Source organism: Acidimicrobiia bacterium, from assembly GCA_016650365.1.
In the GTDB taxonomy this organism is placed as follows: Bacteria; Actinomycetota; Acidimicrobiia; order Spongiisociales; family JAENVV01; genus JAENVV01.
In genome coordinates, this window is sequence record JAENVV010000201.1 from 1 (window position 1) to 21,120 (window position 21,120).

27 protein-coding genes are annotated in these 21,120 nt (G+C 61.0%); 11 read left to right on the forward strand and 16 right to left on the reverse strand.

The features are described from left to right. A partial coding sequence (locus JJE47_12160; protein ID MBK5268177.1) for an ATP-binding cassette domain-containing protein occupies positions 1 to 266 on the reverse strand: 266 nt, incomplete at its 3' end. A 126-nt stretch (positions 267 to 392) separates the two neighbouring features. Between JJE47_12160 and JJE47_12165 the strand changes: the two genes are divergently transcribed. Next, positions 393 to 1,058, forward strand: a complete 666-nt coding sequence (locus JJE47_12165; GenBank protein MBK5268178.1) for an SOS response-associated peptidase — start codon at positions 393 to 395, stop codon at positions 1,056 to 1,058. Here the strand turns inward: JJE47_12165 and JJE47_12170 are convergent. Then, positions 1,052 to 2,164, reverse strand: coding sequence for an ATP-dependent 6-phosphofructokinase (locus tag JJE47_12170; GenBank protein MBK5268179.1), 1,113 nt, complete (start codon positions 2,162 to 2,164; stop codon positions 1,052 to 1,054). The genes JJE47_12165 and JJE47_12170 overlap by 7 nt on opposite strands. Before the next feature lie 32 nt (positions 2,165 to 2,196). On the opposite strand from JJE47_12170, the gene JJE47_12175 reads away from it, so the two are divergent. The 6 genes from JJE47_12175 to JJE47_12200 are packed head-to-tail and all read left to right on the forward strand — an operon-like array spanning position 2,197 to position 6,233. Further along, positions 2,197 to 2,883, forward strand: a complete 687-nt coding sequence (locus tag JJE47_12175) for a trypsin-like peptidase domain-containing protein (GenBank protein ID MBK5268180.1) — start codon at positions 2,197 to 2,199, stop codon at positions 2,881 to 2,883. A 36-nt stretch (positions 2,884 to 2,919) separates the two neighbouring features. Next, complete coding sequence (locus tag JJE47_12180) at positions 2,920 to 3,882, forward strand: D-glycerate dehydrogenase (protein ID MBK5268181.1); 963 nt, start codon at positions 2,920 to 2,922, stop codon at positions 3,880 to 3,882. A 9-nt stretch (positions 3,883 to 3,891) separates the two neighbouring features. Beyond that, the gene (locus tag JJE47_12185; protein MBK5268182.1) at positions 3,892 to 4,428 is read left to right on the forward strand and encodes a hypothetical protein; all 537 of its coding nucleotides are present in this window, start codon (positions 3,892 to 3,894) and stop codon (positions 4,426 to 4,428) included. A gap of 32 nt (positions 4,429 to 4,460) precedes the next feature. Then, positions 4,461 to 5,066 carry a histidine phosphatase family protein gene (locus tag JJE47_12190; GenBank protein MBK5268183.1) on the forward strand — a complete coding sequence of 202 codons (606 nt, stop codon included), beginning with the start codon at positions 4,461 to 4,463 and terminating at the stop codon, positions 5,064 to 5,066. Continuing rightward, positions 5,059 to 5,550: a DUF3090 family protein gene (locus tag JJE47_12195; GenBank protein ID MBK5268184.1), complete on the forward strand. Its 492-nt coding sequence runs from the start codon at positions 5,059 to 5,061 to the stop codon at positions 5,548 to 5,550. The genes JJE47_12190 and JJE47_12195 overlap by 8 nt, the downstream gene beginning before the upstream one ends. Then, positions 5,550 to 6,233: an SCO1664 family protein gene (locus JJE47_12200; GenBank protein MBK5268185.1), complete on the forward strand. Its 684-nt coding sequence runs from the start codon at positions 5,550 to 5,552 to the stop codon at positions 6,231 to 6,233. The genes JJE47_12195 and JJE47_12200 overlap by 1 nt, the downstream gene beginning before the upstream one ends. Before the next feature lies 1 nt (position 6,234). On the opposite strand, the gene JJE47_12205 is transcribed toward JJE47_12200, so the two are convergent. Continuing rightward, entirely contained in the window at positions 6,235 to 8,172 is a 1,938-nt protein-coding gene (locus JJE47_12205; protein MBK5268186.1) for a VWA domain-containing protein, read from the reverse strand. Continuing rightward, the gene (locus JJE47_12210) at positions 8,172 to 9,575 is read right to left on the reverse strand and encodes a sigma 54-interacting transcriptional regulator (protein ID MBK5268187.1); all 1,404 of its coding nucleotides are present in this window, start codon (positions 9,573 to 9,575) and stop codon (positions 8,172 to 8,174) included. Before JJE47_12210 ends, JJE47_12205 begins: the two co-directional genes overlap by 1 nt. An 80-nt stretch (positions 9,576 to 9,655) precedes the next feature. Between JJE47_12210 and JJE47_12215 the strand changes: the two genes are divergently transcribed. Continuing rightward, a complete protein-coding gene (locus JJE47_12215; protein MBK5268188.1) occupies positions 9,656 to 10,645 on the forward strand; it encodes a TIGR03557 family F420-dependent LLM class oxidoreductase in 990 nt (329 codons plus the stop codon). On the opposite strand, the gene JJE47_12220 is transcribed toward JJE47_12215, so the two are convergent. Genes JJE47_12220 through JJE47_12235 form a run of 4 tightly spaced genes read right to left on the reverse strand, consistent with a single transcriptional unit; the run spans position 10,642 to position 13,393 of the window. Continuing rightward, the gene (locus JJE47_12220; GenBank protein ID MBK5268189.1) at positions 10,642 to 11,355 is read right to left on the reverse strand and encodes a hypothetical protein; all 714 of its coding nucleotides are present in this window, start codon (positions 11,353 to 11,355) and stop codon (positions 10,642 to 10,644) included. The genes JJE47_12215 and JJE47_12220 overlap by 4 nt on opposite strands. A 32-nt stretch (positions 11,356 to 11,387) precedes the next feature. Next, positions 11,388 to 11,909, reverse strand: a complete 522-nt coding sequence (locus tag JJE47_12225) for a metal-dependent hydrolase (protein MBK5268190.1) — start codon at positions 11,907 to 11,909, stop codon at positions 11,388 to 11,390. Further along, positions 11,910 to 12,620, reverse strand: coding sequence for a hypothetical protein (locus JJE47_12230; protein ID MBK5268191.1), 711 nt, complete (start codon positions 12,618 to 12,620; stop codon positions 11,910 to 11,912). Beyond that, complete coding sequence (locus JJE47_12235) at positions 12,620 to 13,393, reverse strand: Nif3-like dinuclear metal center hexameric protein (protein MBK5268192.1); 774 nt, start codon at positions 13,391 to 13,393, stop codon at positions 12,620 to 12,622. The genes JJE47_12230 and JJE47_12235 overlap by 1 nt, the downstream gene beginning before the upstream one ends. A gap of 59 nt (positions 13,394 to 13,452) precedes the next feature. Between JJE47_12235 and JJE47_12240 the strand changes: the two genes are divergently transcribed. Then, positions 13,453 to 13,902, forward strand: a complete 450-nt coding sequence (locus tag JJE47_12240) for a hypothetical protein (protein ID MBK5268193.1) — start codon at positions 13,453 to 13,455, stop codon at positions 13,900 to 13,902. A gap of 128 nt (positions 13,903 to 14,030) precedes the next feature. Here the strand turns inward: JJE47_12240 and JJE47_12245 are convergent, their stop codons facing one another. Both JJE47_12245 and JJE47_12250 read right to left on the reverse strand, forming a co-directional pair. Continuing rightward, on the reverse strand, positions 14,031 to 14,324 hold the full coding sequence (locus JJE47_12245) for an HU family DNA-binding protein (GenBank protein ID MBK5268194.1): 294 nt from the start codon (positions 14,322 to 14,324) through the stop codon (positions 14,031 to 14,033). A 133-nt stretch (positions 14,325 to 14,457) separates the two neighbouring features. Beyond that, positions 14,458 to 14,970 carry a DUF421 domain-containing protein gene (locus JJE47_12250; GenBank protein MBK5268195.1) on the reverse strand — a complete coding sequence of 171 codons (513 nt, stop codon included), beginning with the start codon at positions 14,968 to 14,970 and terminating at the stop codon, positions 14,458 to 14,460. A 126-nt stretch (positions 14,971 to 15,096) separates the two neighbouring features. Between JJE47_12250 and JJE47_12255 the strand changes: the two genes are divergently transcribed. Beyond that, entirely contained in the window at positions 15,097 to 15,393 is a 297-nt protein-coding gene (locus JJE47_12255; protein MBK5268196.1) for a hypothetical protein, read from the forward strand. A gap of 172 nt (positions 15,394 to 15,565) precedes the next feature. On the opposite strand, the gene JJE47_12260 is transcribed toward JJE47_12255, so the two are convergent. Further along, positions 15,566 to 16,810 (reverse strand): acyl-CoA/acyl-ACP dehydrogenase, encoded by a 1,245-nt coding sequence (locus JJE47_12260; protein ID MBK5268197.1) that lies wholly within the window; start codon positions 16,808 to 16,810, stop codon positions 15,566 to 15,568. Between the two features lie 445 nt (positions 16,811 to 17,255). On the opposite strand from JJE47_12260, the gene JJE47_12265 reads away from it, so the two are divergent. After that, complete coding sequence (locus JJE47_12265; GenBank protein ID MBK5268198.1) at positions 17,256 to 17,654, forward strand: hypothetical protein; 399 nt, start codon at positions 17,256 to 17,258, stop codon at positions 17,652 to 17,654. A 96-nt stretch (positions 17,655 to 17,750) separates the two neighbouring features. Here JJE47_12265 and JJE47_12270 read toward each other — a convergent pair whose 3' ends face one another. From JJE47_12270 to JJE47_12290, 5 genes are all read right to left on the reverse strand, one after another. Continuing rightward, positions 17,751 to 18,182, reverse strand: coding sequence for a hypothetical protein (locus tag JJE47_12270; protein ID MBK5268199.1), 432 nt, complete (start codon positions 18,180 to 18,182; stop codon positions 17,751 to 17,753). Positions 18,183 to 18,527: 345 nt separating this feature from the next. Then, positions 18,528 to 19,148 (reverse strand): hypothetical protein, encoded by a 621-nt coding sequence (locus JJE47_12275; protein ID MBK5268200.1) that lies wholly within the window; start codon positions 19,146 to 19,148, stop codon positions 18,528 to 18,530. Then, a complete protein-coding gene (locus JJE47_12280; protein ID MBK5268201.1) occupies positions 19,145 to 19,741 on the reverse strand; it encodes an RNA polymerase sigma factor in 597 nt (198 codons plus the stop codon). Before JJE47_12280 ends, JJE47_12275 begins: the two co-directional genes overlap by 4 nt. Positions 19,742 to 19,910: 169 nt before the next feature. Further along, positions 19,911 to 20,141 (reverse strand): hypothetical protein, encoded by a 231-nt coding sequence (locus tag JJE47_12285; protein MBK5268202.1) that lies wholly within the window; start codon positions 20,139 to 20,141, stop codon positions 19,911 to 19,913. Between the two features lie 494 nt (positions 20,142 to 20,635). Further along, positions 20,636 to 21,082: a hypothetical protein gene (locus JJE47_12290; protein MBK5268203.1), complete on the reverse strand. Its 447-nt coding sequence runs from the start codon at positions 21,080 to 21,082 to the stop codon at positions 20,636 to 20,638. Between the last annotated feature and the right edge of the window lie 38 nt (positions 21,083 to 21,120).

The window sequence follows — 21,120 nt, forward strand, 5'->3', positions numbered from 1 at the left end:
AAGAGGCGAGGCTGGTCAGGCACCAACCCGATGACGGCTTTGGCCGCCACCGGATCGAGCCACACGTCATGGCCCGCCACGGAAACGGACCCACTGTCAGGGCGGAGCAGGCCGGTAGTCATGCGAAGCATGGTCGTCTTGCCTGCACCGTTCGGTCCGGTGATGCCAAAAAAGCCACCGGTTGGGATGGCGAGTGTCACCTGATCGACCGCCACCTTGTCACCAAAGCGCTTGGTGAGCCCGTTGAATGAAACCGCCAATTCCATTCGAGCAACACTAGGTCCCAACCACCCGGTTGTCGGGCTCGGTTTTCAACGGACAACTTGCCAAGCGTTCCATGCCCCCGCGACACCGTCGGTCGGAAATCGCTTCACGTGAGCTACCGTACGAGCATGTGCGGGCGATTCATCCAGGCGTTGGAACTCGACGACTACGCCAACTTCTTCGGGGCCAAACTCATCAGAACAGAGGCTCTCAAGCCGTCGTACAACGTCGCCCCGACCGACCAGGTCTATGGCCTGGTTGAAAACGAGGGTGAGCGGACGATCGGTACGTTCAAGTGGGGACTCATCCCCCACTACTCGAAGGACCGAAAGACCATTCATATCAACGCCAGGGTCGAGAGCATCGACTCGAAACCCGCCTTCCGAGATTCGTTCGCCAGGAGGCGGTGTCTCATCCCGGCGGATGGTTTCTACGAGTGGGAGCGCCGGCCAGACGACACGAAACATCCGTACTTCATTTCCCGCGAGGCGGGGCTGATGGCATTTGCCGGCCTGTGGACTCGATGGCGCGATCCGGCCACTGACGAACGCGTGGTGACCTGCACCGTCATTACGACGAAAGCGGACCCGTCCATTGAGGCGATTCACGATCGAATGCCGGTGAGCCTCAACCCGGACCTGTGGGACGACTGGCTGGATTCCAATCAACGAGAGACCGACGTCGCGCTCCAGATCCTCGACGCCAACGAGCCGGCCAGACTTCAGTTCCGACCCGTTCCGACCCTCGTCAATTCGGTCCGCAACAACGGTCCGGAATTGTTGGCCACCTACTGACCGAAGGACACTCCGACAGTTACGGCGGACTTGACCCAGCGGTGGTCGGGCGGCACCACCTGGCGCTTGCCTGCCACCTCTTCCAGCGGCACGGTCACAGTGTGCCCTCCCTGGGTGGCCACCATCACCCCTCGCTCACCGGCCGCGATGAACTCAACGGCCGCCGTGCCCAGCCGGGTAGCCAGGAGCCGGTCGACAGCTGATGGGATGCCGCCCCGCTGTACGTGTCCGAGAATGGTGACTCTGGCCTCCAATCCGGTCAACTCCTCAAGCTGGTCTGCCAGTCGGTGAGTGTTGCCTTCCAGCGAGGCATCCAACGCCGACAGAGCAGCTTTGGCCACTTTCTTGGCATCGCCTTCCGCGGTCTCGATAGTCTCGCGAAGTTCCTGCATCTGGCAGTCGGTTTCCACCGATCGGGCGCCCTCTGACACGGCGATGATGGAGAAGCTGCTTCCGGCCGCCCGCCTGACGCTGATCGCATCGGCAATGACCTGCACGTCATAGGGTATTTCGGGGATCAGGATGACGTCGGCACCTCCGGCCAATCCGGCGCCGAGCGCCAACCATCCAGCATTGTGTCCCATGACCTCAACGAGCATGATCCGGTGATGAGAGTGGGCGGTCGAGTGAACCCGGTCAATCGCCTCGGTAGCGATCGACAGAGCAGTGTCGAACCCGAAGGTGGCGTCGGTGCCCCACACGTCGTTGTCGATCGTTTTGGGCAGCGTGACAACCGGGAAACCTTGTTGATGCAGGCGCAGAGCATTCTTCTGGGTTCCCCCTCCGCCAAGACAGACCAGTACATCGAGCTGGTGTTCAAGACAGTTCTCGATCATCAGGCCGGTCATGTCCATCTCGGTACCGCCGACGTCCATCTTGTGAGGCTTGTCGCGACTCGTTCCCAGGATGGTCCCTCCCACGGTCAGAATGCCCGACAGTTGAGCCGGATTGAGTCGAATCGTCCGGTTTTGCATGAGACCCCGAAACCCGTCGAGGAAACCGATAACTTGCATGTCATAGGTTCGAATCGCCGACTTGCCGATGGCGCGAATCGCCGCGTTGAGACCCGGCGAGTCACCGCCGGCAGTGAGAATTCCAATATTCATGGTTCCAACCTACCAGCGGTAAGATCTGCCCCATGTCCCGTGTCGTCCGGGGAATCGTTGCCTCTCTTCTTCTCTTTGGCGCAGCTTGTTCCCATCCGAGTTCATCTGCCTACCCGAACTCCGATGTCGTCCAACCCGCCGCGGTGCGAGTTCTGGCGCTGGCCTGCGGATTCGTGTCCGAAGGTGTTGGAGTATTTGTCGCGCCTGATCTCGTCGTTACGAACGCTCATGTGGTGGCGGGCGGCGAACAGATCCAGGTTCGGGCCATCCGCAACACCGTAGATGCAGTCCTGGTCGGATTCGACCCGAACCTGGACCTCGCACTCCTTCGAACCCGCGGACAACCTCCCGACATCTTTGTGCCGACGATCGCCTTGAAAGACCCGGTTCAAGGTGACATCGGACTGGTAGCTGTTTTCTCAGACGAGGGCAGTTTCGTCACGATTCCCTATAAGGTCACCAGGGCGATCGTTGCGAGCGGGACCGACATTTACGGGAAGGGCAAACATCTCCGCAGAGCTCTCGGCCTCGATACCACCATCCGACCCGGCGACTCCGGAGCCGCCTTATTCGACGAGGCCGCCGCGGTTGTCGGAATCGCTTTTGCCTCCTCTCGGAACGGCGATGGAGTCACCTACGCCATCGCCGCCTCCGAGTTGCGATCATTCCTCGATGCGACTGACGCCGGCTCCCCGGTCGATTCAGGCGCCTGCTACTGACCTCCGCCTCAACGCCGAACCTGTAGGGTCGTTTTGATGAGCAACGATCAGATTGTGGTGACCCGGCAGCCGCCCGGAAGGGCTGTTCAGCTTCTCAAGGAAGCGGCTGCCATCTGGGTGTGGCCGCACGATCGCCCGATAGATCGCTCGACCCTGTTGCGCGAGATTGCCACCGCAACCGGTCTCTACTCCATGCTCACTGACGGCATCGACCAGGCGCTTCTCGATGCCGCTCCGCACCTAAAGGTCATCTCGCAAATGGCTGTCGGAGTAGACAACATCGACCTGGAGGCGTGCCGACAAAGAGGCATAATCGTCGGCCACACTCCAGATGTGCTCACCGAGACGACAGCCGACCTGGCGTTTGGCTTGATGATCGCCGCAGCCAGGCGATTCGGCGAAGGAATCCACGACGTTCACACTGGCAAGTGGGGAGATTGGGATCCGAACTACCTGGTGGGGCACGACGTTCATGGTTCGACGCTCGGCATCATCGGATTCGGCAGGATCGGACAGGCGATCGCCAGACGGGCGACCGGCTTTTCCATGAAAGTCTTCTACACCCAACGACACCGGAACAACGAGCTCGACTCGGCGGGACCGTCGTTTGTCACCCTGGACCAGCTTCTCGGTGAGAGCGACCACGTGATCGTCGCCACGCCGCTCAGTGACGAAACCAGCCACCTCATCGGATGGAACGAACTTCGACGTATGAAGTCGACCGCCACCCTGATCAATATCGGTCGGGGCCCACTCGTGGACCCCGATGCCCTTGACCGGGCCCTCAGAACCGACGAGATCTTTGCGGCGGCGCTTGACGTTACCGATCCAGAGCCCATCCCCACCACCCACCCGTTGGCGAGTTGCCCCAATTGTTTCATCACCCCGCATCTCGGCTCCGCGACAACCAGAACGAGAACTGCCATGGCTGAACTGGCCGCTCGCAACCTGGTCGCCGGGCTGCGAGGCGACCCGATGGAAGCGCCCGTGATCGCATAGACTCGGACTGTGCCAAAGCTCTCCCGCCGAACATTCGTAGGTGCCCTGGGTGGCATGATGATCGTGCTGGCCTCCGCCAGTACGTCCGTTTGGGCTCCTCTGGCCTACTTCATAGGACCGGGATGCATCGCCACCGGCTACTTCTATTGGTTGTTGTCGAAGGTGGTCTCCGGCACGGGACTCAAGATTCTCCGCACAGCCTGGCCCTTGCTCGGCCTGCTCGTGATCGCCAACCAGTCCGGTGTTCCAGGTTTGGCAATCCTCATCGTGGTGGCGGCCGCTGCGGTGGGCACCGGGAACCTGGCGGTCGGCCTGCAGCCGAGGATCTACCCGATGCCTGTCTGGGCCGGGAGCCTGATCAGCCTGATTGTCCCGTTGCTCGCGGTCACGGGCGCGTTTATCTACGTGGTCGGGTCCCCGACCGTCGGAGACGTCGCCACCAGCAGCGGTCTGGGCTTCACGGTTGCCAGCACGGGATTGTTTGCTGCCCATGGCATTGGAAGCGCGATTGCAGCGTTCGGTACCGATCGAGTGATCGCTCGCTGACAAGTTCGCGATTCCGTCTAGCCTGCTGACCTATGGCGCGACTACTTCTTATCCGGCACGCCCCCACTCCCGAAACCGGAAAAAAACTCACGGGGCGGCTGCCGGGTGTTTCCCTCGGCGAAGCAGGCGAAAAGATGGCTCAGCGCACCGCCGACCGACTGGCCGATTTGAAAATCAAAGCGGTGTATTCCTCGCCGATAACGAGGACCGCCGAGACCGCCGCCATCGTGGCCGCTCCCCATCACCTGGAACCCATCCTCACCGAGGGGGTTCAAGAGGTCGACTTCGGAGATTGGCAGGGCAGGAATCTGTCAGATCTCCGGAAACTCAAACTGTGGACCCAGGTCATCAATACCCCTTCCCAGGCACGATTCCCCAACGGCGAAAGCTTTCCGGAAATGCAGACGAGAGCCGTGACTGCCTGCAACGCCATTGCCGCCAGCCACAAGAAGCAAACGGTGGCCATTGTTTCGCACTCCGATGTCATCAAGGCGATCCTGGCGCACTATCTCGGACAGCCGCTCGACACCTTCCAGCGGATCATCGTCTCCCCTGCCTCGGTGTCGGTCGTCCACGTCCCCACTCTGGGTGTACCGATGGTCGAAACGATCAACTCCTACGGGAGGCTCAATGACTGACCACCTTGGACCGGCCGAACGGTTCGCCGTCGGAGCCATCGGAGAACCGGGCCAACGCACGTTCTACGTTCATGTTGTAGCCGACACGGTCTCCTACTGGTTCGTCGCAGAGAAAGGGCAGATTGCCGCCCTGGCCGACTACGCCCTGACCGCCCTCGCCAGGGCCAACATCTTGCCCGACCCCGACGGCATGAGCTTGATCCTGTCGAGACTCGAACTCACCGAACCTGAAGACCCGCAGTTCCGGATTGGAGCAATGAGCATGGCCATCCAGCCCCAATCCGACCTTATGACGCTTGAGCTCGTCTCGATCGATGGTGAAGAAGGGGTGGACTTCGTCATCGCCCCCGAACAGCTCCAGGCTGCCGCCATCAAGGGGCTGGAGGTCGTAGATCAGGGCCGGCCGATTTGTCCGAAGTGTCAACTACCCATGGGCCCGGGCGACCATAAGTGCCCTGCGTCGAACGGCCATCACCCCGACTGATGCCCTCCGATCCCGTCATCGTGAACGTGGTGGGCCGCATGCCGTACGCTTCAAACGCGACGTTGCTGGTCGAACTCGATACCGGCCAGCAGGCGATCTATAAGCCGGCCGATGGTGAGCGGCCCCTTTGGGATTTTCCGTACGGAACGTTGGCCGCCCGCGAGGTTCTCACCTCGGAGGTGGCCGCCGAACTTGGCCTCGACATTGTGCCGCACACGTTCCTCCTCGATGGACCGTTCGGGCTCGGTTCGGTGCAGATCTTCATCGAGGAGGACTTTGATGTTGATCCGCGACCGCTGCTTGAAGGGCCCTCCGAACGCCTGTGGCCGTTTGCCGTTCTTGACATCGTCGTCAACAACGCCGATCGCAAGCTCGGCCACATCCTGGTCGAACAGAACACCAGTGCGCTCTGGGCCATCGACAACGGCCTCTCGTTCCACGCCGAGGACAAGCTTCGCACCATTCTGTGGGGGTTCGCCGGTCGACCATTACCTGACGCGCTGCTCACCGCCCTCCATGCCCTGCAGACGGCCCTCTCAAGTGATCTGTACGACCGGGTCGTCTCCCTACTCAGCCATGAGGAGGCTGACGCTCTCGTGGAGCGGACCACCCGGTTGATTGCGTCCGGGATTCACCCCCAGCCTCCGCTTGATCGGCCCGCCGTTCCCTGGCCGATGTGGTGAACTATTTCCTGAGGTAGTCCCGGACGATCATGTCGCCCAACTCCTCAGAGCGGGCGGCAAACACCCGGCCATGCACGATCTTCGCCAACCGATCGACAAATGCCACCAGTCCTGGTTCTTGTTCGAGCATGAAGATGTTCATGGTTACCCCACCCCTGGCGAGTCGCATGGCCTCTTTGAACGTGAGATCGATCGTCCGGCGCGCCGGAGGCCATTGAAAGAAGACCTCGTCCCCTTCAAGGTGGGCGGTCGGCTCACCGTCGGTCACCAGGAGTACTTGTTTGGTGGCATCTCGATGACGAGCCAGGATCCGACCAGCCAGATTGAACGCATGTTCCATGTTGGTTCCATAGACGGGTTCCCAATCGACCTGGCCCAGATCGGCCGGCGACATCACCCTGGCATAGTCCGAGAAGGCCACGATTTCGAGATGGTCCTCCGGGTAGGCGGTGGTGATGAGGGCGTGAAGCGCCAATGCCATCCGTTTGGCGCCGAGCCAGTGACCCCGCAGCGGCATCGAGCGGCTCATATCGAGCAACAACACGGTGGCCACGGAGGTCTTGGTCTCGTGTTCGGCGATCTCGAAATCATCTGGCGACAGCTGAATCTGGCCACCCTCTGACACACCGCCCCGCACAACCGCATTGCCGAGGGTCCGCTGAAGGTCGAGGCGGAACGTGTCCCCGTACTTCCAAGGACGCGAGGTACCGGTCGGTTCTCCCATCCCTCCCGCCGAGGGCACATCATGGGATCCCGGCCGATCTAGGGTGATGTGTTCAAACACTTTCGAGAGCGCCTGCTCGCCGAGTTTGCGGACCCCGCGCGGGGTCAGCTCCAATCGACCGGAGCTCCGCACGACCACCCCGGCCCGTTCAAGGGCTCGCTCAATCTTCTTGAGCCGTTCGAGGTCCCTACGGGCGTCACCGTCGAGCATCCGGGCCAGTTCCTCCGGGTCGACATCGGCCAAAGAGGCACCGGGATAGTTCTGGCCGAGAGCCCGCTCAAGATTCTCCATGGCGGAAAGATCCTCGATGGCATTCAAAGCCGCCCCCAAACCATCGGTCGGACCGCCTGCCCCATCTACGGAACCGTTCCAGTCGAGCCCGGGCGCCAGTGCCCGCAGTGAATTACCGAGGTGATCCATTTGGAACGCCAGGTCGAGGTCGTCCATCGCCACGTTCATGAGCTCGTCGAGTTCGGCCCGCTGGTCTGGCGAGAGATTGGCCATGAACCGGGAGAATGCCGCAGCCCGTTTGGCCAGGCCTTCGAGTAGTTCGTCAAGCGTGGCCGGATTCTCGGGAAAGAATTCGCCGTGCTTGGTCATGAACGCCGCAAACTCTTCCTCCGATGGCCCGGTCCCGGCCTGGCGCTGATCAAGGAGACCGTTGAGATCGGCCAGCATGTCCTTGAGCGCAGCCATGGTTTCGGGATCAGGATCACTCATCGCCTCGGAAACCTCCCGGAACATGCGGTCCATGGTGTCGCGGCGGAGGTCGTCGAGCAGATCATCGAACGCCTGGCGAGCCTCTTCAGATACGAACTCGTACCCCTTGAGCTCGGATAGCGTCTCAGCCAGTGAGTCCGGCAGCGCATCGAGGGCCACCTCCCGGAATCGGGCATCGTCCGAGTCCATAACGGATAGTTCCATACGTTCGGTGTGGACGATCTCTTCGACTCGCTCACGAATTCTGGCAATCGGACCATCGGTACCGAGGCGCTCGGCGGCTGCCTGACGCATGTGTTCGATGCGGGCACGCAGCTGATCCAAGCCTGAGAACTGCCCGGGCATCCCCTGGCGGAGCAGTCGCTCAAGGGACTCGTCGGCCGACCAGCCGTTGAGGAGATCCTCCGACAGTTGCTCGACCAGATCATCAAGCGGCAGCTCGGCGGAAAGCGGATCCTGCGACCCATCCCACGCCGAATAGCGATTCGGGAGCATCAGCCGCGGCCGTACACAGAACTGCCGGCTTCGGCGTCCTTGTTGAGGCGACGGGTGAGATGTAGTCCCTCCATGGCAAAGTCGAGCACGCTCGCCAGGTGATCCGGTGACTCCTCGGTCAATCCAACCCGCCTGGCGAACTCGGTGAGAACTGCCAGGTGGCCGACTTCGAGGAGCATCGACCCGGCCGGGGTCAAGTCACCCGACTCGACGATGATCCCCTCATCGAAGATGTCGATCAGTTGGGTGAAGTCGACACCGTATGAGCGATCCCGAAACACCTCGACAACCGCCTGCGCCAGGAGACGGCGCAATACATCCATCTCTCGCCCCTCTTCGAACACTTCGAACTCGACCCGCCCCATCGAGGCGAGCAATACCGAGGGGAGATCGGCGATCCGGGCCACGGCCTGTCCACTTCCGGTGCGCAAAGCCCGTCGCACGGCCGAAGCAACCAGCGTTTCCAGATTGGCGATCGAGAATCGGACCGAGACTCCCGATCGCTGATTCACGTGCGAAGAGTTTCTCACGGCATGGGTAAGCTCGGCCAGAATCTCCTTGAGGAACTCCGGGACCTCGATGCTCACACCGGCCGGAGGGGGGGTCGACTCCTGCTCCATGATCATGATCTCGTCGTTGATCGTCAGGGGGTAATGGGTACGAACCTCAGATCCGAACCGGTCTTTGAGCGGGGTGATGATCCTCCCCCGGTTCGTGTAGTCCTCGGGGTTGGCCGAGGCGATGAGGAGGATGTCGAGCGGCAGACTCACCCGGTACCCGCGGATTTGAATGTCACGCTCTTCGAGCACATTGAGCAACGACACCTGAATCCGGGTCGGAAGATCCGGCAACTCGTTGATCGAGAAGATCCCCCGGTGTGAACGAGGCACCAACCCGTAGTGAATGGTCAACTGATCCGACAGATACCGGCCTTCGGCAACCTTGATCGGGTCAACATCACCAATCAGATCAGCCACGGCGGTGTCTGGCGTTGCGAGCTTCTCACCATATCGAGCCTCGGGAGACACCCATCGAATCGGCGTTAGGTCGCCTTCCTCGGCGATGAGATGCAGGCAAAACGCACACACCGGCCGAAAAGGTGAATCATTGATCTCGCAACCCTCGACGGTTGGCGAATACGCGTCGAGTAGGTCGACGAGCCTGCGAATGAGCCGCGTCTTGGCTTGTCCACGCTCCCCAAGCAGAATGATGTCGTGGCCGGCCAATATGGCTCGCTCCAGGGCCGGGATGACGGTCTGGTCGAATCCGACGATTCCGGGAAACAGCTCGGCGCCCGCTCGCATCCGCTGCATGAGGTTGTCTCGTAGTTCATCTTTGACGCTGCGATCTACCCAGTCCGATTCCCGCAACGCACCAAGTGTGGTTATCCCCGTGTGGTCCATGGTGCACCTTATCCTGTCGCCGGCACCTACGGCACGGCGTTTCGAGTTTTGATGTCCGGCGTCCCGACTACTGTGTTTTCATGACAACTTTTGCGTACTTCTGCGGGCACGAACAATGGCAACCCGAGGAACTTGTCGAGCATGCCAAACTCGCTGAGAAGGCTGGCTTCGACATGTTGGTGGTTTCGGAGCATTTCCATCCCTGGGTAGATGACCAATCTGCGGCCGGTTTTGCCTTCGCAACGATCGGGGCCATGGCGCAGGCAACCGAACGGGTCAGCTTCGCGACCGGCGTGACCACGCCGCTCTTCCGATACCACCCGGCCGTCGTGGCCCAGGCCGCGGCCACTCTCGATCGCCTCTGTGGAGGTCGATTCAACCTTGGCGTGGGGACCGGCGAAAACATCAACGAAGGGCCCCTCGGATACGAGTTTCCCAACTATGCGGGGCGGTCGTCTCGGATGCGGGAGGCCCTTGAGATCATGCGGCGTCTGCTCGATGGAGAGAAGCTGACGTTCAATGGTGAGCATTACGTGACGGATCGAGCCAAGCTGTACTCGCCGCCGCTCGGCCCGGTGCCAATCTGGCTCGCGGCCGGTGGGCCCAAATCAGCTGCCCTGGCAGGTGAGATGGCGGAAGGAATCGTCACATCCGTGAAGGTGCCGGACGAGACCCGACAAAACGTCATTGATCCGTCTAGGGAAGCTGCCCTGGCGGCCGGACGGCCGGCCCCGAAGATCCTGGCAACCAGGTGGGCGATCAAGGCCGAAAACGAAGAGGAGGCCTGGGAGGCGCTCTACCCGTGGCGCGGGCTCCGGGCCCCGGGACGTCTTGATGCCGTCGACCCCATGGACTTGCGGATGCGGGCTGACGAAATGCCCCGAGAAGAAATTCTCGGCCGCTACTCCGTCGTCTCGAGCGCCGAGGACATCATCGAGACGTACCGACCATTGGTGACCGATCTCAAGGCCGACGTCGTGACCATCCAAATGGCCTCGGTCGACCAGCCTGCCCTAATCGAGATGCTCGGCAGTGAAGTGCTCCCGCAATTGCGTGCGCTCGTCGGCTAACTGCCGCCTTCCGGCAAGCCGGCTCCGATTTCGATGAGCAGGTCGTCGACCTCACTCTTGATGGCAATCCCGGCTTCGATTTCATCGGTCTGAAGATCTCCAAGAAGGCGCCAGCTGGGTGCGTCACGGCGAAGCAGGTCGCTGACGGGAGCGACCTGCTCGGGCGGAATCGTCCGCAGCCAGTTGCGAATGGGCGCCACGAATGGTCCCCCGAAGGTGGCGATCGGATCGAGCTCCCACCGATCGTCCACGAGCCTGAGCACGAATACCCCGGAGATTTCCTGAACGCCAAACCGAATGCTGCCGATCGCAAACCGTACCCCATCGGTCGCGAACTGGCGGTCGATGGTCGCCGCGATACTGTCAGGCTCGGCGTCGACCAGCCCCGGTAAGGATGCCGCAAAAGCCGACCAGAAGTTGTCGCGGGCTTGTACGCTCAACCCCCGGTCTTCATACGACAAGAGAGCCGTTGCGTCTGGCACTTCGATAGCCGCTAGCAATCCCAGCTGGGCTTCATCCACCAGGTCACTCGTGGCGGAGTAGTTGCCTGCCTTTAGCTCCTGGAGCAATTGTGTGAGCACCGCTTCGGGGCCGAGCGGCTGCGGGGCCACTAGGGTGTTGACCGTGGTCGATCCGGGGGTTCCCGACCCACCGCAGGCGGCCGTCGCACCGACGAGTCCGGCCAACAAAACGAATCGAAGTTTCTGCATCGACAAACCATCGTAGCTCCGTGGCAGCCGGCCTAAGCCTGGACCGGGAGCCGTCCAGTCGTAAGCAGCGTCTTGCGAAAGGTTGGATCCGATAGCCCGAGACTGCGGTATAAGTACGCCAGGTACGCCAACCCGGCCAGTTCCTGACCGATGGCTACCGGTGTGAAGAGCCCTCCAAGATGACCCCAGTAATCGGCCTGGCCCGGATCGAAAGCCCAACCGAACACCGGCCATAGGAACGTCGCCGTGGACGTCCACATCCCGTCGAGGAGCAGGTGCAGCATCGCCCCGATCGCCACGGCCATGATGGCCCGCCGTCGTCTCCCCCGCCTGGTCAACAGCAGCGCCAGCGTCATGATCGCGGTTGGAAAAAGCAGACTGTGGCCGATCAAACGGTCGGCCCCGAAGTAACCAGGGGCGATCAACGTACCGAGCGGTTTGTCAATGAGGTTCGGAAGCACGGCGCCCAGCACGAGCATGCGCACGTCGACTTTCGGGTCCCGGAATATGTACCGGAAAAGCAGGATGGCGCCTGCAATGTGATAGACCAGCACCTAGACGACCAGGATGCGCCTGCAATGAAGACAACGGGGCGGATCTTCGTTCAGCACCTCAAGTTGCTCGGCCGGTGACAGGGTGAGATGGCATCCTCCGCACACGCCGTCTGCCAGGCGAGCCGCACCAACGCCTTCTTTGTGGGCTCGTAAGGACTCGTACAGCTCAAGGATCTCGGGGTCGATGAGTGGAACAATCGCCTCTTTGCGTGATTCCTTACGGGCGATCTCGGCATCGATGCGCTTCCAGGCCTCGCCCACTTCCGCCTCATGGGTGCGCATCGTGACCTCAGCCGAGGCAACCGCTTCGACGGCGGCCGCCACCGACGTTTCAAGTTCTTCGTGGCGATCGAGAAGCATGAGGACGTCATCTTCCATCGTGGATCGACGCTTTTTGAGAGACTGAACATCCAACCGAAGATTTTCGGCGTCCCGAGCCGTCAAGCCACCGGCAAACAGCCGTTGCTCGTGTGTGTCGATTTTCGACTCGAAGAGTTCGAGCTCACCCTCATGCTTATCCAGAGTCAACGCGGTTTCTTTGAGTTGCTCGGCTAGGTCGGCGTGGGTGGCCGTCGCTTTTTCGTGAGTCTTATGCGCCTTCTTGTAAGCAGCCAGAGCCGGCAGCGATGACCGTTCAGCGAGCAGCCGATCGATCTGAGAATCCACGTCCTGCAGGTCGAGAAGGTCGGCCAAACTCTTGAACTGTTGCATTAACCCTCCCATGGGTCGGTCGTCACACTGGTTAAGTCGATGGCAGATGGTACGACATCTGAGACGAGTCGGACGAGCCGGGCCATGCCAGGGCGTTCGGTTGGCATATGACCGGCGTCGATGATCGCCAGGCCAGCGGCCACCGCCGCCGCGGCAACATGGTGCGATATGTCTCCGGTCACCAAAGCATCGGCGCCGGCTTCTAGTGCGGCAGTAACCGCTCGCCCTCCTGATCCAGGCAAAACAGCCACCCGTTGGACCATCGCCTCGGGCGCTCCCGCCACCCGAACGCCGGGACTGGCGAGCACCGACTGTACGTGATCGGCAAAGCGATTCAGCGGCCGCGGACGGACTGACCCGACCCGTCCGATCATCGGACCGTCGATCTCCATGGCAAATGGTTTGGCTGTCTCGATTCCGACCGCATTGGCGAGGGCGTCGGAGGTACCACCCTCGGCGGCGTCGAACGCGGTATGTACCGAAATGAGAGCCACCCCATCGCGTATCAGCCGATACGTCCGCCCGTGAGCCGATGAACCCGCGATCAGAGCAGTCGCCGGCTCGAACAGGAGCGGGTGATAGGTGACGAGCGTTCGCACTCCGTCCTGAAGTACGGCTTTCATGACCGCCTCGTTGACTTCGTGGCACACTCCGACAAGTCCGGTCTGGGCATAGAGGTCGCCGAACTGAATGCCAACCCGATCCCAATCGGCGGCATCTGCGAATGAGATTCGGTCATCGATGGCGCCCGCCAGCGCGGCCAGGGTGGTCATAGGAACGATCCTAGCGGGGCCTGCCGAGCCCAGAACTAGTCACCGGTATTATGGAAGGTATGAACATCGCCGTAGCTCTCGCACTCATTCCTGTTCTGTTTGCAGTCATCGGCTATCTGCCACTGCGCGGGCCGCTGGAGGTGTGGATCACCGAACAGCCAGTCGCCTTACCGTCGGCAATGATCACCAAACTCGTCTGGTTCTCCGTCCTCTGGCTCTTCGGGTTGGCCGCCACGTTGGCCGGAGCAGACAAAGAACTGCTCCTCGTCGTTGCCATCGTCGTCCCGGCGATCGCTGCGATGTGGGCGTACCTGCTGGTGCTCCGGCAAGACGCCCGGACGGCCTTCACCGTGCTGTGTGTCGGCTGGACCCTTGCCGCCATCGTGGCCGCCTGGATCTACGCCTTGAACCCGGGTGCGTCACTCCTGACGGTGCCTCTCCTTGTCACGCTGATCGTCGGAGGTGTGGCCAACTTCTTTATCTGGCAGCGTCCTGCTCAACAGGACTAGGCCGCCAGATCCAGCTCGGGCAATGGCGAAAACCCACTATCCATGGGCGTAAGCCCGGTTTACTCAAACCATACAAAATGGGCCTCACCCGGAGGTGAGGCCCATTGATGTATTACGTGTACCCGTAGTTACTGGGCGACGCGATCCTTGAGGCCCTTGGCAGGCTTGAAGGCTGCATACGTGGTAGCGGCGATCTCAATCGGAGCTCCAGTCTGCGGGTTGCGGCCGGTCCGTGCCTTGCGGCGACGGGTTTCAAAACCGCCGAAGCCGGAGATCGATACCTTGCGCCCGGCGTCCAATTCAAGGGCGATAATGCCGTTGCCTGGCTCCGAGCTGAAGATGATGTCGATAATCTCTGCGGCTTTGGCCTGCGTGATTTCGGCCTTCTTGGCAAGTCTGGCTGCCATTTCTGTCTTGTTCATACGCCCTCCTACGGGAATTGACAGTCGCTTCCAGCGCTTCGCTGTCTCTGTAAACATACAAAATAGCAATAGGGACGCAGTTTTTGGCGGATATTCCCTACGTACGACCTGCCGATCCGACCCGCCGCGGCAATCAGGTTTGTCGCCTTGTGCCGACCCGCCGTTTCGTTCGAATCGTCCTGGAGGAATCTGGAGCAATACTGATCCTCCCATCGACTTCCAGGACGGCCTGTTTGACTTCCTCCAACCCGGCCAGGCCGTGCTCACGAGCCGCCTGCTCAAGCTCGGCCGGCTCGATGCCTTCGCGAGCCATCTGACGGGCCACGATGGCACCGTCGCTGATGAGAACCACCGGCCCACCTTCGGAGATTCGACGCAGCCACGGGAGCCGATGCTCGAACCGGCCAAGGACCGCGTTTGCTCCCAGCAATACACCGGCCGCGATTAGACCACCCGGTACCGATACGTCTGGCCCCACCATCGCATTTTGGACTGCGTTGGCGATCAACAGGATGACGACGAGGTCGGCGGGGCTCATCTGGCCCAGTTCGCGTTTGCCGCCCAGCCGCAGCCCGACCAACACCACGACGTAGACGAGACCAGCCCTCGCAGCTATCTCCCACCACGGAATTCCAAGCGTGAACATCCTCAAACGTTACTGCCATGACGCGACGGGAGAGGCGAGCAGGACAATCGAGAAATACGATGCCTCGGGGCAATTGGCCCAGCCAGGCGCCTATCGTCGGAGTACCAGTCATCGTTGGAGGACGAAATGAAGTTCGTACAGACAATCGTGGTGCGGTCATCGGATGGAGCCGCGCTGGCAGACCTGATGGCTGCCTGGCACGCCACCGAATTTGGTAATGCTCCCGGTTACCTGGGCAGCCGGATGCTGGTGGATCGTGAAGCACCAAACCGGTACCAACTCATCATCGATTTTTCCTCGGCAGAAGAAGCCCAGCTGAACAACGACCGCCCCGAAACGCAGGCTTGGGCCGCCAAGCTCTCAGCGGCCATCGACGGTGATCCGGAGTTTGGCAATTTCGACGAGCTCCAGGCCATCGGGTAGCAGCAGCTCCCTACCTGATGGCGTGTTCTGCGCCCTGTAGTGCTTCCAACAGCCTGGGTAGGTCGAACTGGGCTTTTTGAGTTGCGGTACCGGCTCTGCGTTTGTCGCCGGCGAGGCCGCTCCTATGCCAAATCGAAATGTCCCCCGACTCGAAGGGTATCCGAACGAGCTGCTAACCGGAACCGGCGTACGTTCCTGCGGTGTCGGGGAACATCTCCTTGACGATCTTGAAACATGAGACGTCGACAGTGGCGTCCATGTGGAGGAATACTGCGGCGTCGCGGAAGTACTTCTCGATTCCCATCTCCAACATCGCCCCGTGACCACCGTGGATCTCCAAAGCCTGCCTGGTCACCTCGAAGACCTCTTCGGAGGCAAAGACCTTGATCATGTGACAGAGCTTCGATGCGTCGTCGGTATTCTCATCGACGGCCCGGGCGGCATGGCGCAGCATGGCCCCAACCGCCTCAAGTTTGATGGCCATCTGGGCCAATCGCACCGCGATCGCCTGATGCTGGATGAGCGTCTTGCCACCTTGGACATGCTCTTGCACAAACCGCGAGGTGTCTTCGAATGCCGCCAGACCGATCCCAAGGTTCTTGGCCGCCTGGAGGATCTTGCCTGGCCGAAAGTAGATGCCTGCCTGGCCGAGAGCGTTGTCGCGCGCCAGGATGTTGGCCTCAGGAATGCGGCAATCTTCAAACGTGATCTCGCCGTTGTTCATGTACCGGCCACCAATCGTCTCATTGCAGCGCGTCACTGCCAGCCCGGGCGTGTCGCGTGGGACAAGGAAACTGCTGGTTCCCTGGAGCATTCCCACCTTCGGATCGGTGTTGGCATAGACGACGTACAGGCTGGCGTCATACCCATTGCTGATGTAATGCTTACGGCCGTTGATCACCCACTCGCCGTTTTCAAGGACGGCCCTCGTGTCCATGTTGGCTTCCGGTACGTTGTATGGAAGCCAACGGTCGGACGCTCCCTTCGGCTCGGTGAGGCAGTGAGCGAAGAGAAACTGGGGATCGCTCATGTACCGGGGAAACCACTCGTCCTGGAGATGTTTGGGCGCCAGTGAACGCAGCAACACACTTATCTTCCAGTTCTGAGCCAGCTTGTCGGAGATCCCAACGTCGCCGCGGGCGATTTCGGCGGCGACCAGGGCAAATGTCTGCGCTTCGGTTTTCGGGTCGAGCTGGACACCGCCATATTCCTCCGGAACGCCCAGAGTTCGGATGCCGGCCGCATCGGCCTCCTCGAGAGCTGAGGGGATAACCCGGTCTTCAGCAGGAAAGACCCACTCGTGTTCACGATTGGCACGAATGAATGGTCTGATCACCTTTTCGACATATTCCCGACAGGTGTCGCGCATCATTCGCTGTTCCATAGAGAGATCCTGCGTTGCCAGTTCGGTGCTCATCCGACCTCCTCCTCCTAGTCATATTGCCGCGGCGGTCTCGCCACGCTCGCCGGCGCCTGGACTGCTCTGCCCAGAACGACCCACCCGTCGAGCCTATCGACGAGGATCTCCCAATTTGCCAGCCCGGGAACTGCTATCTCTTGAGAAGCAAGGACCGGAGCAAGTCGGTGCTCGAGATTCGTCCCCTGGTTGAGCTGCCACAAATGTCGGCGGATACTCCTGAGTCGCCAGGTCTGGGGGCGTGTTGTGCAACAGCACCGTGCTCTCCGAAATCGGTGAAGCTCCCCCAACGTCTTGCCGATTTGAGCGATCGAGATTATCCATCGTCTGGCCACCCGACGCCGACTACGATCGGCCCTATGGCGAGACGTATTCGATCGACGCACAATGCCATTCACGGCCTAGTCGGCAGGTGGTGCCCGCTGCACGGAATCGATGTGACGTAGTGGAGCTTGACGACCTCCTCAATGCACTCGCGACCGTCCAGCGGGACCTCCAGAACCTGCCTGAGGATTCATGGGCCGATCGGTATCGGCTTCAGACCGAACAGGACCGGCTCCGGACGGTCGCCGAAGCGCTGCGGAGTAGCCACGACCCGGACGAGGGTTTGTCTGATGAAGCGCTCGTGGCCGAGGCGGCATCACTTAGAAAACGCATGGAGTCGATGGCCACCCGGACCGGCGGTCTGGTGACGAGCAAGGGTGGCGGCAGTTCATCTCCGTCCTCTGGGGCCATGGCCGAACTGCAATTCAAAAGCAAGCAACAGCAGGCGGGCGAAATCGAACGGATGGCGGTTCGCGTCAACCAGATCGACCAGGCGCTGAAGCGGCGCCAAACGCTCTGAGGCGCGACAGTCGGACTCCCGCCCAGAGGGCGAAGCCCCCTCGGCGACTTTCTTTCGGACTATACGGCCATGTCCGCCAAGCATCCTGGGGCTAGGTCAATAGAACTCGACTGGTTCGTCGTGAGTAGAGAACGTGAAATAACGCGCTTCTTCCTCGGGGTACCACCAGTACTCGAGCACTGCCCACAACGCCTCATCCGCAGGCGTCGTGAACGTCGTTTCAAACAGCACCCCCATACCTGACTCGGCCCTCAGCCGATGTTCGCCCGGTGCCAGGGATAGTTGATGCCGTACCCAGTCGTGCTGGTTACCAACCGAGAAACGATCATCCACCACGACGGCACCGTCGATAGTTACTCTGATGTCCACTGGCGAATCTTCAAAGCTCTGATTGCTCACATACAACAACATCTCGCCGGCGCTGATATCAATGGGCGAAGTGCTGGTCCCACACCCCGATGCCAGGACCGCTACGAGCAACACAGAGGATCCGAAAACGTGGGCGATGGCTCGTGGAAGGCCCATCACTACCCCATTCCAATATCACTGCACATGCAGCGAGTATGACACTCCAACGAAGCCGCTGGCCACAATCAGCCTCCTTGTGTCCAACATTCACCCGCGAACCTCTAGAACACCACATCAACGTACAGGCTGCCTGTGCCAAGGATCTTCCTCGAAAGCGAAAAACCGCAGCTGATACTGTGAATGCGCCCTCCACCTCCATGATCGGCCGACAACCGCACGACGCCACGGGCGACAGTCCCAGATTCGATATGCTCGTGCGAGATCACCGAATTCGACCGCATGTGTCAACAGCGAATGAGACACGTCGATGCCTCAGTCATTAATCAGCTTGTCCAAACGCTCGTCTCACGGTCCGAACACATTTGCCCAGTCGGCGGCGATGGCACTGTCATAGGTCATGGTGAATCCGCAGGCGAACACAAATCCGCCTGAGCCCGACACCAGGTAGCGCGAGCCGATCTCGAAGGTAGCTCCTGTCGGTGAAACCGAGGTGATCCCGCCGACTAGTCCGGTGGCATCGAGTGTCACCTGGTCGGCCGTTCCGCCCGTGAACCATGTATTCACGTCGAAGCTGACAGTGTCACCGTCGATGGACGCCAGGGTTCCGTCGAAAGCCACGTCGCGGTTGGCGAGGGTTTGTGGATCGTATGACTCAAGGCACATCGCGGGTGACGCGATCGGAACTCCTCCGGCGATCTGATCAGGCTGAACGTCGCCGTTGCGTGCGACAGTCACGCCGATGATTGCCACCGCGACGACCGCAGCTCCGCCCATTGCCAAGGCCATCCGGTAGAGGGGGCGCGTGACCGGCGCCCGGGCGGGTGCATAAGCCGTGTCGATAGTGGTGATCTCATGAAAGAGGGTTGTGGCGTGTGGTCCGGAGGTGTCTGCGGGCGCATCCGCTGGATCGAGCGGATCGGCGCGACGAAGCGCCGCAAGCGCGTCACCCTCGTACTTCCTGCTCATGTCTCGGCCTCCTCGATCGGTACTGCGTCGATGCCGTTCACTGCGTTAAGTGTCCGGCTCCCCTCGGCAGATTGCACTTCATGTTTCCCTTCTGGGGCATATCCCAGCCTGGCAAGTTCCTTGGCCAGCCGCCCGCGTGCCCGATGAAGGCGCAACGCTACCGTTGCCGCCGTGATGTCAAGGGCCACGGCGATCTCCTCGTTCGTCAAGTCGTCCCACGTTGCCAGGGTGAGGATCTCCCGGTCGTCCGGCCTGAGCCGGCCGAGGGCGACTCGGACAACTTCGGGTCCGTCCTCCGAGGCCGACGATTTGGCGGGAGTTTCTGTCTGAAACCGCTCGGCAAGGCGCCGTCGTCGATCAGTGGAGCGATAGTGATTCGAGAGCACGCGGCGGGCAATCCCGTACAGCCAGGGGATCCGTGCGTGTTCCGGCGGCATGTCGTCAATGCGACGCCAGGCCGTCATGAAAGTATCCCCGACGATGTCGTATGCCTCGTCCTGGGAACGGGCTCGCCGCAGTGCGTAGGCCACAATCCGAGGATATCCGGCGTCATACAACAAGCGGAATTGTTCTACACGAGCTTCGTCGGTCATGTCCTCCCTTGAGCCGACAGTGGCCTCGAAAAACCCTGAAGAAACAGGCCGGACGCTACCACAACAGTCCTTCCGCGTGCTCGCTCGTGGCGGGTACGGGCGCTGGCAACTTGGCCACGACGCGCAAGCGGGGAGGACCCCGGTCCTCCCCGCCTTCTGAGCTGCATTGCTAGGGAGAAACTTCGACCACGGTGTCGTCGATCTGACCCTCAAAGCCCGGAACCGGCATCCCGCTGCTCGACACGCCCTCAACCACAGTCTCCTCGACGGAACCTTCAAAGCCCGGAACCGGCATGCCACTCCCGGCGACCCCGTCATCGGAGGAATTGGCCAGCACGAACCCCGTTGTCGATCCCGCCACCACCAGGGCTGCGATGGCCAACACGATCTTCTTGTTCATTTCTATCTCCTTTGGGTCTTAGATGCAGCATCTCTTGCTGCTTTCAAACCCTGTGTGTCCGGCAGGCCCGCCGTCATTTCACCTATCTCGCGGAAGTAGACCGAAAACCCCGGCGCACATCTCGACCCAGGCAACAGCGCCGCTGGGTTCTGACACAAGAACGCCACCGAGTAGGTCTTCTGGCAGGCCTGCAATCTCGAGTGTCCGACGCGAGTGTTCTCGACCTTCGGAGAGGATTTCGAGTCCGACTGCTGCACTCGGGAACCACGCTTCGCTGAGGTCGCTGTATGTCGCCGTGCCTCCCGCTTACGGCGTGGGTTGCCAGACCGGAGACATGAAGCTACCGGTAGTGACGAGGGCTACGGGGTCCTCGCCCTCGGCCGGTATCATCCATAGCTCCCGGGTCCCGGAGGTGTGGAGCGGATAGATGATCCACTCACCGTCCGGCGTGTACCGAGGTTGGTATGGCCGGCGTGCCACGATCTCGTAGAACGTCAGCTGCTCGACTTCGGATCCATCTGGTCGCATCCGGTGAAGATCACTCCCGGCCCGGTCGAGTCCCTCGGAGTCGAAAGCGACCACGATCCATTCCCCGTCAGATGGAAACTGATGGTCCTATGCAGGCCGAAGTCACGCATCGCTTTCGCCAAACCAATGTGGGCGGCGAGGGTACGGGCATCAGTGACTTCGACGCCGTCCCCGGTGACGAACACACCCTGCTCGACAAGCTTACGGTAGGTGGGGTCGTCAACCCCGATGATGGCCACCTGATAGTCACTGAGCAGTTCCCGTCCGATGGCCTCACCAAACGACAGACTGTGAAACACTGGCCCGAACTTGGCCTCATCGTCCATCGAAGCAATCTCGACAGCCCCATGCACTTGACGCTTGGCATGGGCGATTGGCTGACGGTCGAGTGACCGCCGAGCACGACGAAGCACCTATCTGCCGATCTACTCGGCACAAGCGAGCGATCGAA

What these genes read in the sequence shown, in the direction of transcription:
- JJE47_12230 (MBK5268191.1), bottom strand. Translation starts at nt 12,620, where the DNA reads ATGCAACAGTTCAAGAGTTTGGCCGACCTTCTCGACCTGCAGGACGTG.
- JJE47_12240 (MBK5268193.1), top strand. Translation starts at nt 13,453, where the DNA reads ATGAACATCGCCGTAGCTCTCGCACTCATTCCTGTTCTGTTTGCAGTC.
- JJE47_12170 (MBK5268179.1), bottom strand. Translation starts at nt 2,164, where the DNA reads ATGAATATTGGAATTCTCACTGCCGGCGGTGACTCGCCGGGTCTCAAC.
- JJE47_12285 (MBK5268202.1), bottom strand. Translation starts at nt 20,141, where the DNA reads ATGAACAAGAAGATCGTGTTGGCCATCGCAGCCCTGGTGGTGGCGGGA.
- JJE47_12165 (MBK5268178.1), top strand. Translation starts at nt 393, where the DNA reads ATGTGCGGGCGATTCATCCAGGCGTTGGAACTCGACGACTACGCCAAC.
- JJE47_12235 (MBK5268192.1), bottom strand. Translation starts at nt 13,393, where the DNA reads ATGACCACCCTGGCCGCGCTGGCGGGCGCCATCGATGACCGAATCTCA.
- JJE47_12280 (MBK5268201.1), bottom strand. Translation starts at nt 19,741, where the DNA reads ATGACCGACGAAGCTCGTGTAGAACAATTCCGCTTGTTGTATGACGCC.
- JJE47_12260 (MBK5268197.1), bottom strand. Translation starts at nt 16,810, where the DNA reads ATGAGCACCGAACTGGCAACGCAGGATCTCTCTATGGAACAGCGAATG.
- JJE47_12175 (MBK5268180.1), top strand. Translation starts at nt 2,197, where the DNA reads ATGTCCCGTGTCGTCCGGGGAATCGTTGCCTCTCTTCTTCTCTTTGGC.
- JJE47_12205 (MBK5268186.1), bottom strand. Translation starts at nt 8,172, where the DNA reads ATGCTCCCGAATCGCTATTCGGCGTGGGATGGGTCGCAGGATCCGCTT.
- JJE47_12250 (MBK5268195.1), bottom strand. Translation starts at nt 14,970, where the DNA reads ATGTTCACGCTTGGAATTCCGTGGTGGGAGATAGCTGCGAGGGCTGGT.
- JJE47_12195 (MBK5268184.1), top strand. Translation starts at nt 5,059, where the DNA reads ATGACTGACCACCTTGGACCGGCCGAACGGTTCGCCGTCGGAGCCATC.
- JJE47_12200 (MBK5268185.1), top strand. Translation starts at nt 5,550, where the DNA reads ATGCCCTCCGATCCCGTCATCGTGAACGTGGTGGGCCGCATGCCGTAC.
- JJE47_12275 (MBK5268200.1), bottom strand. Translation starts at nt 19,148, where the DNA reads ATGAGCAGGAAGTACGAGGGTGACGCGCTTGCGGCGCTTCGTCGCGCC.
- JJE47_12190 (MBK5268183.1), top strand. Translation starts at nt 4,461, where the DNA reads ATGGCGCGACTACTTCTTATCCGGCACGCCCCCACTCCCGAAACCGGA.
- JJE47_12220 (MBK5268189.1), bottom strand. Translation starts at nt 11,355, where the DNA reads ATGCAGAAACTTCGATTCGTTTTGTTGGCCGGACTCGTCGGTGCGACG.
- JJE47_12210 (MBK5268187.1), bottom strand. Translation starts at nt 9,575, where the DNA reads ATGGACCACACGGGGATAACCACACTTGGTGCGTTGCGGGAATCGGAC.
- JJE47_12215 (MBK5268188.1), top strand. Translation starts at nt 9,656, where the DNA reads ATGACAACTTTTGCGTACTTCTGCGGGCACGAACAATGGCAACCCGAG.
- JJE47_12245 (MBK5268194.1), bottom strand. Translation starts at nt 14,324, where the DNA reads ATGAACAAGACAGAAATGGCAGCCAGACTTGCCAAGAAGGCCGAAATC.
- JJE47_12255 (MBK5268196.1), top strand. Translation starts at nt 15,097, where the DNA reads ATGAAGTTCGTACAGACAATCGTGGTGCGGTCATCGGATGGAGCCGCG.
- JJE47_12180 (MBK5268181.1), top strand. Translation starts at nt 2,920, where the DNA reads ATGAGCAACGATCAGATTGTGGTGACCCGGCAGCCGCCCGGAAGGGCT.